This window comes from Porphyromonas vaginalis (genome assembly GCF_958301595.1).
Classification (GTDB): domain Bacteria; phylum Bacteroidota; class Bacteroidia; order Bacteroidales; family Porphyromonadaceae; genus Porphyromonas; species Porphyromonas vaginalis.
Genome location: NZ_CATQJU010000001.1, coordinates 1,701,660 through 1,716,056, shown reverse-complemented (window position 1 = coordinate 1,716,056; position 14,397 = coordinate 1,701,660). Strand labels below are relative to the sequence as shown.

Annotated in this window: 11 protein-coding genes; all 11 read left to right on the top strand. The window is 54.2% G+C overall.

Annotated elements, in window-relative coordinates; all coding sequences use genetic code 11:
• The first annotated feature begins 533 nt into the window (after positions 1-533).
• The 11 genes from Q2J34_RS06650 (at position 534) to Q2J34_RS06600 (ending at position 14,072) form a co-directional block, all read left to right on the top strand.
• Positions 534-2,948, top strand: a complete 2,415-nt coding sequence (locus Q2J34_RS06650) for an outer membrane beta-barrel family protein (RefSeq protein WP_300969602.1) — start codon at positions 534-536, stop codon at positions 2,946-2,948.
• 149 nt (positions 2,949-3,097) lie between these two features.
• On the top strand, positions 3,098-4,159 hold the full coding sequence (gene galE, locus Q2J34_RS06645; protein WP_300969601.1) for a UDP-glucose 4-epimerase GalE: 1,062 nt from the start codon (positions 3,098-3,100) through the stop codon (positions 4,157-4,159).
• 38 nt (positions 4,160-4,197) lie between these two features.
• On the top strand, positions 4,198-4,578 hold the full coding sequence (gcvH, locus tag Q2J34_RS06640) for a glycine cleavage system protein GcvH (RefSeq protein WP_300969600.1): 381 nt from the start codon (positions 4,198-4,200) through the stop codon (positions 4,576-4,578).
• A gap of 12 nt (positions 4,579-4,590) precedes the next feature.
• On the top strand, positions 4,591-5,100 hold the full coding sequence (gene purE, locus Q2J34_RS06635) for a 5-(carboxyamino)imidazole ribonucleotide mutase (RefSeq protein WP_300969599.1): 510 nt from the start codon (positions 4,591-4,593) through the stop codon (positions 5,098-5,100).
• A 101-nt stretch (positions 5,101-5,201) separates the two neighbouring features.
• Positions 5,202-6,917: a flavodoxin-dependent (E)-4-hydroxy-3-methylbut-2-enyl-diphosphate synthase gene (locus Q2J34_RS06630; protein WP_300969597.1), complete on the top strand. Its 1,716-nt coding sequence runs from the start codon at positions 5,202-5,204 to the stop codon at positions 6,915-6,917.
• A 20-nt stretch (positions 6,918-6,937) separates the two neighbouring features.
• Positions 6,938-7,372, top strand: a complete 435-nt coding sequence (gene dut / locus Q2J34_RS06625) for a dUTP diphosphatase (RefSeq protein WP_300969596.1) — start codon at positions 6,938-6,940, stop codon at positions 7,370-7,372.
• Positions 7,369-9,132 (top strand): tetratricopeptide repeat protein, encoded by a 1,764-nt coding sequence (locus tag Q2J34_RS06620; protein WP_300969595.1) that lies wholly within the window; start codon positions 7,369-7,371, stop codon positions 9,130-9,132. Before dut ends, Q2J34_RS06620 begins: the two co-directional genes overlap by 4 nt.
• A 30-nt stretch (positions 9,133-9,162) precedes the next feature.
• The gene (gene lolB1 / locus Q2J34_RS06615; protein WP_300969594.1) at positions 9,163-9,984 is read left to right on the top strand and encodes a lipoprotein insertase outer membrane protein LolB1; all 822 of its coding nucleotides are present in this window, start codon (positions 9,163-9,165) and stop codon (positions 9,982-9,984) included.
• Positions 9,985-10,009: 25 nt separating this feature from the next.
• Complete coding sequence (locus tag Q2J34_RS06610) at positions 10,010-11,311, top strand: murein hydrolase activator EnvC family protein (protein ID WP_300969593.1); 1,302 nt, start codon at positions 10,010-10,012, stop codon at positions 11,309-11,311.
• A gap of 48 nt (positions 11,312-11,359) precedes the next feature.
• Positions 11,360-12,295 carry a riboflavin biosynthesis protein RibF gene (gene ribF / locus Q2J34_RS06605; protein WP_300969592.1) on the top strand — a complete coding sequence of 312 codons (936 nt, stop codon included), beginning with the start codon at positions 11,360-11,362 and terminating at the stop codon, positions 12,293-12,295.
• Between the two features lie 112 nt (positions 12,296-12,407).
• A complete protein-coding gene (locus Q2J34_RS06600) occupies positions 12,408-14,072 on the top strand; it encodes a T9SS type A sorting domain-containing protein (RefSeq protein WP_298887042.1) in 1,665 nt (554 codons plus the stop codon).
• The last annotated feature ends 325 nt before the right edge of the window (positions 14,073-14,397 follow it).

Sequence of the window (14,397 nt, the reverse complement as noted above, 5' to 3'; positions counted from 1 at the left end):
ACAATAGCAATCGTTTTGAGTCTTGTAATGAGCCTAATTTATTTATTAGCTATGTGCCTAATGAATAGATTAGCTCCTATAGCCCACCCTAATGTTGCTTATGGATTGGCTATGGTAACTTGGACTATCGTGCTGTTTGCCACTCAATCCTTATTACTGCTGTTGTCGTTTTGGAGCAAACGCAAATTCGTTTTCTTCATCCCGCTCATTATTCCAGCTGTATATGGACTAAGCTTATTGGACGTATACCCTAAGCGCTCCTTTGTTTGGTTATTCCTATTGCTTGTGTTGTATACTTTATACTACACGTTCTTGATGAAGAACACATTCTCAGATGGGAAGCATTCTTAGTTGCAGCAGATACGTTGGGTACTCGTCGAGCCTCCTATACAGATAGTTGCCACGAAGTTTGGGCTAGAGCGATCCGTCTTGTAGCAGCGCGGTTCGTCGTCCGTCAAGTAGCCCTTTGTAGGGCGGTTTTCCCTATATTTGCCACTGCTTACTGCAGAATTACGACATACACACGACACACTATGCGACATACACGAACGATCAAGAGACTACTACACCTAGCCATCGGACTGTTCCTATGGAGCGTCATCGCCACAGCACAGACGACTGGGGGAGCCATCACGGGAACTATCAAAAATGCTGAAGGGGCACTCGAGGGGGCCTCCGTCTTCCTCGTGAAGGATCGGGAGACGCAAGAGATTGTGCAATTTGCCGTGAGCGATGCTGCGGGGCACTTTACGATGCGTGCGCCTGCCGGGAACTATATCTTTGGCGTGAGCTACCTCGGCTATGCGATGCACACGGAGGAGATTAGTCTCACGGCCGAGCCACTCGACCTTGGTACCATTACCCTTGAGACGAGTGCCGAGGAGCTGCAGACGGTGGTCGTGCGGGGGCAGATCGTTGGAGTGCGAACGCAGCCCGACGGCTTTGCGGTCGATGTACACAAGATACGAGAGCGTAGCAACGATGCCTTAGACTTGCTCAAGCATATACCGAAGGTGCAGGTGAAGGGCAACCAGCTTGGCATCATAGGCAAGGAGCAGGTCTTGGTCAAGATAGGCAACGTCTTGCAGCGGGTCGACGCCTCGGAGATTGCTGGTCTTCTCAAGGGTTACGATGCGGGGCTGATAGACCGTGTGGAGGTGATCATGCAGCCACCACTTAGGTACGACCCAGATGGCAATACGGCGATGATTATCCTGCACACCTCCTCCCTCTTTAAGGAGTATATGGGCGGGGTGATTGGCACGGAAGGTATGTATGCCAACAAGGATAGCTATCGCTACGGAGGCTACGGCTCACTGCTTTACAATCGGCGAGGGCTCTTTGCCTCGATAGCTCCTTCTATCAACTTCAACGGATCGGACAATCTGGAGGATGTCACCTACGAGGCGAAAGATTATCGCTATCATACTTACACCCCCTCGGTGGGACGCTATGACTATGTGGGTGTGCGTGGTACGCTACAATACGCATACGGGGAGAAAAGCCTGCTGGGCATGGCACTCTCGTGGAATAGGAAGAAGTACCGCAATATCTTCGAGAGTCAGGAGACGACTACGCAACCAGGTACCCCAGAGCGGGTCGTGGAGAATAGCAACGGCTACCTAGCTACCGAGCCACGCATCACGGCGACCGCTTACTGGGAGGCAACCTTTGGGGAGCGGGGCGGACAGCTCTGGAGTGAGCTGTCCTACTTTAACCTAACGAACGACTCACAAACTACTTACGTAGGTCAGGAATTGCCACAGAGCGACCCTTTCTTAGCTTATAGTGAGGAGCGGGACCTGCGCACCTCAGGGGCGCACCTGAGTAGCGACTACGCTATTTATCTAGACAGTGACCACCGCTACCTCCTAGAGACTGGTCTCAAGGGCGCTTGGAGTAGCTCTGCCAATCACCGAGCGCACAACGATGCGGTGAGTCCGCATCCGCTCATACAGCAACGCAACGACATCGTCTGGCAGGAGTGGAGCCTCTCGCCTTACATCAGCGGTACGCTGCGCCTGAACGAACAGTGGTGGATGCGCCTAGGGGTGCGCTACCTTGGGGTCAAGTCGCATCTGGCACAGCAGGGGCAAGTGATGACTACGATCCCTGAGCTAGACCGCTATGACGATGCTTGGCTCCCGATGCTACATACCAGCTACACCCCCTCGCCAAGGCATCAGCTGACGCTCACGGTCAATAGCTCCATCGTGGAGCCTAAGTTTAGAGACCTCAACCCTTTCGTCTGGCAGGTCAACGAGCGAACCTTTTATCAGGGGAATGCGCAGCTTCGTCCTGAGCTACGCTACTTGCTGGGTGTCGGCTACACCTTCGACCAAGCCCTCTCTATCCGCGGACGCTTGCGGAGAGGACTGCGGCTGATGACTCCTATATCTACCCTACAGGGCGAGCGGGTCTACACGCAGATGGAGAATGCCCAAAACAGTCTCTTCCTGGGAGCCGAGGCGGGCTACTACTTTGACAAGCTCCGCTGGATGAGTGCCAATCTAGAAGCGTACTACGGCCGAAGCATTTACACCTCCACATTGCCACAGCTCCCGCCTAAGATGACAGGCAGTGAGTGGGGTCTCAGCGGCTACCTGGACTTTACCTTCAACGAGAGCCGCACCTGGACTGGCTTCCTCTCGGGCGAGTACACGGGACGGCAGAAGACAACGGTCGTCACGCTAGAGCCACAGTACAATCTGGGGCTCGGCATGAGCTACTTCCTCTTGAATAGACGGCTCGCGCTCTCCATCGCTGGACTAAACCTTCTAGTCTCGCACTACAAAGGGGTGAGCCAGTACGACGGCTACAGCGTCACCTTCGACAACAGTTATGACGACCCGACGCTCTACCTATCGATCTCCTACAAGCTCTCCAACGGCAAGGACACCTCCTCCACTCGCAGCCAAGGTGCACGGGACATCGAGCGCCGCTTCTAACCCTTTTTTAGTTCGCTGAGCCAGTCAAAGCGTGTCGACGAATCTTTGGCTCAATTCGCTATGTCGTGGATTTGTCGTAATTTTGGAAAGCTAATGGGATCTGAAGACTCCGTTAGCTTTGCCCTAATGAATTGCTAGTGCTCATAACAATGCAAGAACAGACCAAAAAGTCTATCCTACTAACTGGTGGCTGTGGATACATAGCCTCCCACACGGCCGTCGTCCTGCAGGAGGCGGGCTACGGTGTCATCCTAGTAGACAACCTATCGAACTCACGTCGTGAGGTGGTTGATGCGATTGCACAGATTACCTCGACACGACCGACCTTCTACGAGGTGGACTGCACCGATGCAGCCGCTATGGGTAAAGTTTTCGAGCATCACAAGGGCGAGATAGCGGGGGTGATCCACTTTGCAGCGCACAAGGCAGTCGGCGAGTCGGTCGAGCAGCCTCTACGCTACTACGACAACAATATCAATTCGCTCATCACGCTCCTACGCTGTATGGAGCAGTATGGTGTGCAACACCTGGTTTTCTCCTCCTCCTGTACGGTCTACGGACAGCCCACGGCTGAGCACCTGCCGATCACCGAGTCGGCTCCGCGTCAAGATGCTACCTCGCCTTATGGCAATACGAAGCGCATCAACGAGGATATCATCATAGACTCCGTACGTAGTGGCATGCCGCTACAAGCGGTCATACTACGATACTTTAACCCTATCGGAGCGCACCCCTCGGCACTCATTGGCGAGGAGCCTGTGGGCACACCGCAAAACCTCATTCCCTTCCTGACCCAGACGGTGGCTGGGCTTCGCAAGGAGCTCGTTGTCTTTGGCAATGACTACAACACGCCAGACGGCACCTGCATACGTGACTACATTGATGTGATGGACCTAGCACAGGCTCATCTAGCGGCACTACGTCGTCTGCATCGCAGCGATGTACAGACAGATCCTGCACACTATATATATAATGTAGGCATGGGTCGTGGGCTGAGTGTCTTGGAGCTGATACAGGCCTTCGAGCGCGCCACAGGGCGCAAGGTGCCATACCGCATGGGCGACCGCAGAGCGGGCGACATAGAGCAGATATGGGCCGACACGAGCTACGGCGAGCAGGAGCTACAGTGGCACGCTGAGATACCTATCGAGGAGAGTCTGCGACGTGCTTGGCACTGGCAAGAGGCTCTAGACAAGCGAGACAATAATTAAAGAGAATACAATCCTAACTATTTAACGAATAAACAACTATGAACTTCCCAAACGAACTAAAGTACACAGCTGACCACGAGTGGGTACGCATCAATGGCAACGAGGCTGTCATCGGCATCACGGACTTTGCTCAGAGCGAGCTAGGCGAGATCGTCTACGTAGACGTCGACACCGAGGGTGAGAAGATCGACCGCAACGAGGTCTTTGGCTCTATCGAGGCTGTCAAGACCGTTTCTGACCTGATGATGCCTATGACGGGCGAGGTCCTAGAGGTCAACGCAGAGCTAGAGGATGCTCCTCAGCTGGTCAACGAGGATCCATACGGCAAGGGCTGGATCATCAAGGTAGCTATCGAAAACCCCGCTGAGGCTGACGAGCTACTCGATGCTGCTGCCTATCAAGAGAAGATCGGTAAGTAAGAGCTAGAGCAGATGCAACCTCTCGTTAGTGTCATCATGGGTAGCACCAGTGATCTACCCATCATGCAGCGTGCCGCCAAGCAACTGGAGGCACTGGAGATACCTTTCGAGCTACTCGCACTCTCTGCCCATCGTACACCCGATGAGGTAGCTGATTTCGCAAGAGGTGCCGAGGAGCGTGGCATACGTGTCATCATAGCTGCCGCTGGTATGGCTGCACACCTATGCGGTGTCATCGCTTCGATGACTACACTGCCTGTGATCGGAGTGCCTATTGATGCCTCACTAGAGGGACTAGACGCTCTGCTAGCTATCGTACAGATGCCTCCGGGCATCCCCGTAGCAACGGTCGGAGTCAATGCTGCTCAAAACGCAGCGCTCCTAGCGGCTCAGATGCTCGCTCTGGGCGATCCTGAGATAGCTCAGAGAGTGAGAGCTCAGAAGGCTTCGCTCAAGGAGAAGATCGTCAAGGCTAACAAAGAGCTAGCTCAGATCTCTGACTATAAGTACAAAACAAACTAACGATAGGACGATGTAGAGGCGGAGGGCGATAGATCTTTTTGCCCTCCTGCCCTACTCGTTATATCTATCTTTTATACACACCTACCACACGCTCTATTCCTATGTCTCTCTGTAGATACCAGCGTCGTCATAGCTACACCGTACCTGTCGGTGAGGCTCGTCTAGGAGGCGAGTCTCCACTGCTCTTACAGAGCATGGCCAACGTGAGTACGATGGAGACCGATCTCTGTGTGGCACAAGCCTTACGCTGTGCCAGCGAGGGGTGTCAACTCTTTAGATACACCGCTCAGGGCGTGCGAGAGGCTACCAATCTAGGCGTGATCGCTGAGCGACTACACGCCGAGGGGTGTCGTATGCCTCTCGTGGCAGACATACACTTTAGGAGTGACCCCGCCTTTGAGGCTCTCAAGCATGTGGACAAGGTGCGTATCAACCCGGGCAACTTCATTCATCAGAAAGCCGCGCTAGACGATGAGACGGCACGGGCGGAGATCGCTGAGGTCTTCGGACGCTTCGTTCGCGAAGCACAGGCTCGTCACCGAGCCATACGCATTGGGGTCAATCACGGATCCCTCTCTGAGCGCATCCTCGCTCAGTACGGCAACACGCCCGAGGGAATGGTCGCCTCATGCATGGAGTACCTAGAGGTGTGCGACAGTCTAGGGATGCGTGATGTGGTTATCTCGATGAAAGCCTCCAACGTCCTAGTCATGACGCAAGCGGTGCGGCTACTGGTAGAGCGTATGGATGCGCTAGACTGGCACTACCCGCTGCACCTTGGAGTCACCGAGGCGGGAGCTGGTGAGGACGGGCGTGTCAAGAGCTGTATCGGCATTGCTAGTCTACTCGTTGACGGACTGGGCGACACGCTGAGAGTCTCTCTGAGCGAGGAGCCTGAGGCAGAGCTTCGCTTTGGCAAGAAGCTCATAGCTTACATCGATCAGTTGGCCACTTTTGACCAAACTAGACCAATCTACGCTAACCATACTTATCGCTCCGTAACCCGTGACCAAGCGCAGGGTGCTACGGAACTAGCTAAATACCCCGCTGTGCTGACACTAGACAGTGATGGGACAGCTCTCGACGTGGGCTTTGATGCTCGACTAGAGGAGACGCAATTGGCTTTCGCCGATGAGCGACAACCATTACAAGTCATAGACCTAGACACACCACTGGATCGGCTCTTGCAGCATCTAGAGGACTTTGCAGCTCACTGGGACGGACACGCTTGGCTAGAGCTACGAGGCGCAGAGCTGGACTATATATATAAGGTACGCTATGCCGTGGAGCAGCTCTCGGGAAGAGGCTCGATGCCTCGCATCTTGCTGCACTATGCGTCCCATGCGAGAGGCTACGATGACATCTTGATCGACTGCGCTACGCAGCTCGGCTCCTTGCTACTAGAGGGGATCGGTAATGCGGTCGCTTTCTCAGCAGTGGCTATGAGTCCTAAGGCTCGCTTAGCCCTGCTCAATGGTATCCTGCAGGCGGTGCGTATCAAGATGACCCACACGGAGTTCATCAGCTGTCCAGGCTGTGGGCGTACGCTCTTCGACCTGCAGCAGACGGTAGCGCAGGTCAAGCAGCGATTGGCGCATCTGCCTAATCTCAAGATCGGCGTGATGGGTTGCATCGTCAATGGTCCTGGCGAAATGGCCGACGCTGACTACGGTTACGTGGGTGGAGGTGTCGGCAAGGTCGACCTATACCGTGGACAGGAGCGACTCGTACACGGCATCCCTTCGTCAGAAGCTGTGGATCGTCTCATTGAGCTCATCAAGAGTGACGGCAAGTGGTGCGACCCGCCACAGCAATAACCTTTATACCAACGCTACTCATGCTTTCTATTCGGATTATCAACCGCTCTTCCTATCCCCTACCTCAATACGCTACGGCACTCTCTGCGGGGTTAGACCTACGCGCTAACCTAGAGCAAAGCGTCTCGCTGGCACCCCTAGAGCGTCGACTGATACCCACAGGTCTATACATGGAGATTCCCGCCGGCTACGAGGGGCAGGTGCGTCCACGCAGTGGTCTAGCTCTCAAGCAGGGGCTGACCGTACTCAACGCGCCTGGCACAATCGACGCAGACTACCGTGGCGAACTACAGGTAATCCTGATTAATCTATCTCAGGAGACGGTGGAGATAGCTCCCGGTGAGCACATCGCTCAGCTCGTCTTCGCTCGCCACGAGCAGTGTGACTGGATCGAGGTCGAGAGTCTCTCGGACACCCAGCGAGGCGATGGCGGTTTTGGACATACGGGCGTATGAAAAGCATCGGTCGTCAGACACTCTTGCTCTTGCTTTTAGCTCTACTAGGGCTAAGTTCTGCTAAACTCTCTGCGCAGTCTACAGGGACGGAGGGGACAGCCTATGCGCAGATTGGAGACTACGCCAACATCCTCTTCTTCGCAGGATCGCAGGAGCCAGCTATCGGCTATCTTTACTACCTCTACGACGCCTATCCTGACCAGCAGGTCCAGACGGCTGTACCGCTAGCCAGCTGGCTGGATCTGGCGGATCGCCAAAGCGAAGCTAGAGACTTACTCCAGACGCTTTTCACTAAGAAAAGCGACCAGGCTCACGCCAATCAAGAGCTCGTACGCTACTACCTCACGCTCCTCTATAGTAGCGGAGAGATTAATGAGGCGGACTCGCTCTTTGCCATGCTCCCGAGAGAGGTATCGAGTCACCCCGACATACTGTTAGTTCATCTGACGAGCCTAGCAATACTAAACAAGAATCAAGAGCTACTAGAGCAGATAGCGCAACTCGACACGACGCAACTCACAACTCATCAACAGCAAGAGACCTATTACCGTCTCATCGCTCAGTCCGCCTCCAAGCAGGGAGACTACCAGCGTATGCTCCAAGCCGCTGAGCGACTCGTCGAGCTGGAGCCGAGCAATCTGGGCAATCACCACACACGTCTAGAAGCACTCAACGCACTAAGGCTAGACGATCAGATAGAGAAGGGACTGGCGCAGCTCCAGCGGACACTCTCCCTACCCGACGATTACATCGAGGTGACGCGTGCCGAGCTAATCGCCGCGCGCCGAGATATCAAGCAATCGGCCAAATACCTCCACAGCTACCTAGAGCGTCAAGACAGCATCTCTCCTGTTTCGGCACGCATTATCTCTATGATGCTGCCAGACTTCTCAGACATTAGCCAGATCCCGTCAGAGTTTATCCCCGCCCTGACACGTCTCGCAGAGTTAGAGCCGAGCGACCCGAAGCTCTTCGCCGACCTCTACCTCATCGTCACGGCACAACAGGGGAAAGCGCAGGCGGAGCAACTGGTCAAGCAGTTTTACGACAACTCCAAGACCGCTTATAGTGCCGTCGTCGTACAGGCTTCGCAGATGAAGGAGCAGGAGCGACTAGACTACCTCACCTCGGCGCAAAAGCGTTACCCCGCAGACCTTCAGATACTGGCACTCTACGCTGGCGAACTCATCGCTCGGGATCGTCTAGACGAAGCTAAGCAAGCGATCAGTAGCCAGTTAGACTGGACCAAACTCAAGACAGCCAAAGACGTTGAACCGACTGAGGGGCTACGCCTGCTACTCCTCTACTCTTCGCTGATCTATGAGAAGCAGGAGCAGTCGGAACAGGCACTCGAAGTCTTTGAGATTGCCGAGCGGCTCTTCCCCCGAGATGCCATCCTACTCAACAACTACGCTTACTACCTCTACACCCTATCACCGCAAGACAGCAGCTACCTAGCAAAAGCCGAGCAACTAGCTGCGACAGCTTATGGACTAGCCCCCGAAGAGGCCAACATCCTCGATACTTACGGCACCATCCTCCTAGCTCGGGGGCAAACAACTATGGCACAGCTCATGCTCTCACAAGCGGTAGAGCGAGCTGAGCAAATAGGCAAGCCCAATGCGGGCTATATCGAGCGACTTGGCGACGCCTATCTGCAGGGTGGTGATCGACAGGCTGCACTCCAGCAGTGGCAGCGAGCTTACAAGTTAGCACCCACGGAGGGCCTTCAGCAGAAGATCGATGCGCTGACCCCTTAGTTGTGATACACTATATATTATAGACCTATCATGAGACACTTCCTGAGATCTACCCTCCTCATCATCAGTAGCACGCTACTACTCCTAGCTTGTGGCACGCGCGCTAGCCACTCTAGCTCCGCAACGATGCCCACAGTCGCAGACGCAGGAGGGTGCGCTCTAGGCGACTCATGGCTTTCGGACCAGATCCTCCAGATCAGCCACACGCCTGAGCATCGCATCGCTAGTGCCGATCTATCTCTAGGCGACTCGCAGCTATCGACACGCATGGATCTCTTCGTAGGTCAGAGCGATGGCGTGATGCTCTCGGCTCGTCCGCTGCCCTTTGTGGAGGCACTCCGCATCTACATCCTCCCCGACTACATCGCTCTCTACGATATGATGCACGACGCCAAGGTCACCATCAGCTACTACGAGCTGAGCGAGCGACTGGATGCTGAGGTGTCGTACACGCTCCTACGTGACCTACTCCTGGGCCAGCCCACCTACCTAGCCGATCGTGAGTACGTAGTCGGGCATGGTGCTCTAGAGACCTCACTCCATAGCCTCAAGGGCAAGCCCTGGGTTGCCGACTATATGGTCAATCCGCAATGCCAGCTAGGCACCATCCGCATCGCCTCCACTGACCAAAGCAAGAGCGGCTATCTGCAGGGACGATACAGCTACCAGAGTGGCTCTAGCAAGCCTAGCGTGACCCATCTCCTCGTCTCCACACTGCGCAAGCGTCTCTCTATACAGCTGAAGTATAGCAAGAGCAAAGAGCTCACGCCAGCTCAACTGCAAGATCGTCTCACCGAGCCTCAGGGAGGCTACACGACCATGACCCTAGACGAGTTACTCAAGCTCCTTTAGTTTTCACACACCTTCCCATCGATCTATGTCACACCTCCGACGGTTACTCTATACCCTCTGCCTACTCACGCTCACAGGCACCCTCCTCTTGGCACAGCAACCCAAGAAGTCTGCCGCCGTACGCAAGCTTGAGCGGCAGCGTACCGAGCTACTCAATGCGATCAAGAAGACCGACAAAGAGATCAAGTCTCTTGGTCAGAGCCTTTCGGAAAAAAACAAGCAAGACAAACTCGTTCGTAAGCAGATCAAAGATCGTACGCAGGTCATCGAATTGCTAGACCAAGAGGTATCTCTGCTCAACGTCTCCATCGACTCGCTAGCCACACAGATAGGCAAGCTACAGCAAGAGGAAGAGGTGAGCCGAGAGCGGTACGCCAAGACGCTGAAAGCTCTCCAGCAGCGTCCCCGCTTTGAGGATCGACTGCTCTTCATCCTCTCCGCCTCCAGCTTTGACGAGGGCATACGTCGTGTGCGCTACCTCTCGGCTTACGCAAGAGCACACAAGGAGGTCGCAGCACAGCTATACGCCACCCGTGAGGAGCTGCAGGCGAGCCAAAACCAACTCATAGCAACGAAACAGCAAAAAGGCACCCTCCTGCAGCTACGTGCCGAGGAGCGGGTCAAGCTAGAGCAACAACAGAAGAGCATCGCCTCCGAGGTCAAAGAACTCTCTAGCGAGCGACAGTCACTCCAAAAGAAACTCAAACAGCAGCAGCGCCAAGCGGAGCAGCTCAACCAAGCTATCCAAGATCAGATAGCTCGTGAGATAGCCGAGGCAGAGCGCAAAGCGCGTGAAGAGCGTGAGCGTCTCGAGCGTGAGGCGCGTAAGAAGGGCAAGAAGGTGCCCAAAGAGGCGGAGCGTCGCGCCGAGACTAAGGACGGCTATGCGATGGATGCTGCCGAGCGTAAGCTGGCTAGCTCCTTTGCAGCCAACAAGGGACGGCTCCCCGCACCTATCAAGGGCCGCTACCGTGTCATCAGACGCTTTGGCCTCCAGCAGCACGACGATCTAGCCCTAGTGCAGACGCGTAATGGCGGTATCGACATACAGGTAGCACGTGGCACCGAGGCGGTCGCCATCTTCGACGGTGTAGTCAGCAAGGTCTTCGTCGTGCCAGGCTACCACAACTCTATCATCATACGTCACGGTAACTATCTGACCGTCTATGCCAACCTACAGAACGTCTCAGTCCGAGCAGGGCAAAAGGTCAAGACAGGTCAAGTGCTAGGCACCGTGGCGAGTGACGATGGGGGGCAGTATGGAGTCATGCAGTTCCAAGTATGGCACGAGCGCACCAAGCTCAATCCTCAAGCCTGGATACGCTAACCCTTGACATACCTTTAGAGCAGTTCATTCATGCAGAGAGCAGAGTCTATGAGGCATCTAGTCGTTGCCATGGGAGCCTTCGATGGCGTGCATCTAGGGCACCAAGCACTGATCCGCCAAGTCCTCACAATAGCCGAGCGAAATCACTTGACCTCCGGGGTCGTCACCTTCGAGCCACACCCGCAGCTGGTGCTGCACCCCGAGCGACCCTTTCGCCTCATCACGCTAGAGCGTGAGAAGGAGTTACTCCTGCACCAGATGGGCATAGAGCGAGTCGCTGTCATCCCCTTTACAGCAGCCCTCTCGCAGATGAGTGCCGAGGAGTTTCTTCGCACTTACCTCGATGAGCAGCTACATATCCACACGCTCGTCGTAGGCTTCGACCACCACTTCGGTCATGACAAGGGACTAGCCTTCGAGGATTACCAGGCGATAGCGCACCGCTACGGCATACGCTGCATCAGAGGAGAGGCATACACTCTAGGAGACAGCACGAGCCAAGACCCCATCAGCTCGACTGCCATACGTCGGTGGATAGACACTGGAGCCGTATCCGAGGCGGAGAGACAGCTAGGACACCCCTACACCATCTTGGGCAAGGTCAAAACGGGGCTCCAGATCGGGCGCAAACTAGGCTACCCGACCGCTAATATAGAGGTACCCTCGTCCTACAAAGCACTCCCCCCAGCAGGCGTCTATATGGCACGTACGACCATCGACCCCTTTGGAGCGGGTCAGCAGCGAGATATACCGAGTATGCTCTACATCGGGACCCGACCCACGCTCGAGCTAGACGAGGAGGAGACGATGATTGAGGTCTTTCTGATGGGCGGCGAGGAGTACCAGCTGTATGGTCAGGAGCTGCAGATCTCCCTCTGCGACAGACTACGACAGGAGCTACACTTCGAGAGCCTCGACGCACTGCGCAAGCAGATCACCCGCGACGAGGAGGCGGTGCGACGCTACTTCCACCTCTCCGACTAATACTCAAGATTACGTACTCCACACCTCTAAAATACCTACATAAACTGATTTTCTAGAGAAAAAGTTGATCGTACCTTTGCGCTCGTATTTTCAACCATAATACGATAAGAATATGAATCAACTTACTACCAGTTTGTTGCGGAGTAGCCTACTCCTCTCACTCATTATGATGCTCCTAGGCAGCGTCACTCTTACATCTGCTCAAGACGGGAGTAATACGTCCGAGAGCAAAGAGTCCATCACCTTTCACACGACGCGTAAGGTCGGGGCTAAAGTTCAGCTCAGCGTTAAGGCAAAGACTCCTGTAAAGGCCGATGGACTACAAGAGTCTATCATAGCGGACGGAGCCCTCCACCGGTACACCCTCACGAAGGATAAGGTGTCCGTCAACGGAGATATCACCAACTTCACCTGCACTTTTAATGAGATAGATCAGCTTGATATCACTAAGGCTTCGTCTCTTGACACGCTCAGGTGTGGGAAAAACATCTTGACCTCCCTCGACATCTCCAAGAGTAGCTCTCTGACGGACCTAGACTGTTGGAACAATAAGATTACAGCTCTAGACCTGGCATCATGTCCTCAGCTTGTAGTCGTACACTGTGCTAGAAACAATATCTCAGAGCTTGATCTATCCAAGAGCTCCAGTCTAGAGTTCCTAGACTGTGCACGCAATCAAATATCCCGTCTAGACTTCTCCAAGACACCCAAGATCCGCTTCATATACTGTGCATGCAATAAGATCAAAGCGACCGTCATGGGGCGTCTCATCTACAGTCTACCCGACCGATCCCAAGAGGAGAAGAGCGGGGAGATACACGTTATAGATAGCTTTTTCGCCAAGAAGTTTGGAGACAACGTATGTCTCAAGAAAGATGCCGTTGAGGCTAAGCGACGTGGCTTTAAAGTCTTTGACTTCAACGCTCCCAACCCCAAGAAATACGAAGGCAGTGATCCTGTATACCCTGCTGGTGAGACCACCCTTGCGACAGCTCTCAAAGTAGGAGACAAAGTCTCTCTCAGCATGGTGGGCGAGGACAATGATGACATCATGCTAGAGGGGCTCCAGGAGCCTTTTGATCCAGGGACTAAGGAGTACACCGTTGAGAATGCGACCATCACAATCCACGGCAAGCTTACCGAGCTAGACTGTAGCAAAAAGAAGGTCTCAAGCATCTCTGTATCTGCAGACCACTCCTTGCTCAAGCTAAACTGTAGCTCCAACGAACTTACTACTCTAGATCTAACCAAGGCTCCTCAACTACAGGCTCTAGAGTGCCAGGGCAATAAAATTAGCGAGATTAAGATAGCTACTGCATCAAAGCTTGAGAAGCTAAGCATCTACAACAATGCCATCCAGGAGAAAGCTATGAGCGAACTCATACAGGCACTTCCAGACCGCAAGGGTCAGACCGCAGGTCTACTCTATGCCATCAGCAAGACAAGCACTACCGAGCTCAACAAGTGCCCAGACGAACTTATCAAAGTAGCTAAAGACAAAAACTGGGAGCTGAAGAGCAACGAGCCGGACAATGTATCTGTAGAGGCTCCCTCTACGCTTGCTCTACAAGTCTATCCCAACCCAGCTAAGGAGTATGTACACGTAGCCGGGCTAAGTCGTGGTGAGGTCGTAGCACTCTACTCTTCTCAGGGCGAGCTACTACAGCGTGCCACGGCTAATGACCTCGGAAGTGTAGAGCTAGATCTACACAGTCTGCCCGATGGAGCGTATATCCTCAAGAGCGCATCTGAGAGCACCGTCCTACTAGTCAAGTAAGGAGCTACACTTCGAGAGCCTCGACGCACTGCGCAAGCAGATCACCCGCGACGAGGAGGCGGTGCGGTGCTACTTCCACCGCTCTGACTAATCACGGTCCAAACGACCCAACCCAAGGGGCTATATCGCTACGTTGCGGTATAGCCCCTTCTTTTTGCCCGATAATCCTTATTTGAGACTATTGCAAAAGTCAACAGTCTCACAATCTTGCTTGCAAGATTGCCTAGACTTTGCAGAAAGGATGAAGCGCAAGACGCTGAGGGTGAGGTCTGAAGCTCACATACCTACGTATGTGACCGAAGCCGAATCCCGAAAGCAACGCAGC

Coding starts and splice junctions, on each gene's coding strand:
- Q2J34_RS06650 (WP_300969602.1), top strand. CDS start 534: ATGCGACATACACGAACGATCAAGAGACTACTACACCTAGCCATCGGA.
- galE (WP_300969601.1), top strand. CDS start 3,098: ATGCAAGAACAGACCAAAAAGTCTATCCTACTAACTGGTGGCTGTGGA.
- gcvH (WP_300969600.1), top strand. CDS start 4,198: ATGAACTTCCCAAACGAACTAAAGTACACAGCTGACCACGAGTGGGTA.
- purE (WP_300969599.1), top strand. CDS start 4,591: ATGCAACCTCTCGTTAGTGTCATCATGGGTAGCACCAGTGATCTACCC.
- Q2J34_RS06630 (WP_300969597.1), top strand. CDS start 5,202: ATGTCTCTCTGTAGATACCAGCGTCGTCATAGCTACACCGTACCTGTC.
- dut (WP_300969596.1), top strand. CDS start 6,938: ATGCTTTCTATTCGGATTATCAACCGCTCTTCCTATCCCCTACCTCAA.
- Q2J34_RS06620 (WP_300969595.1), top strand. CDS start 7,369: ATGAAAAGCATCGGTCGTCAGACACTCTTGCTCTTGCTTTTAGCTCTA.
- lolB1 (WP_300969594.1), top strand. CDS start 9,163: ATGAGACACTTCCTGAGATCTACCCTCCTCATCATCAGTAGCACGCTA.
- Q2J34_RS06610 (WP_300969593.1), top strand. CDS start 10,010: ATGTCACACCTCCGACGGTTACTCTATACCCTCTGCCTACTCACGCTC.
- ribF (WP_300969592.1), top strand. CDS start 11,360: ATGAGGCATCTAGTCGTTGCCATGGGAGCCTTCGATGGCGTGCATCTA.
- Q2J34_RS06600 (WP_298887042.1), top strand. CDS start 12,408: ATGAATCAACTTACTACCAGTTTGTTGCGGAGTAGCCTACTCCTCTCA.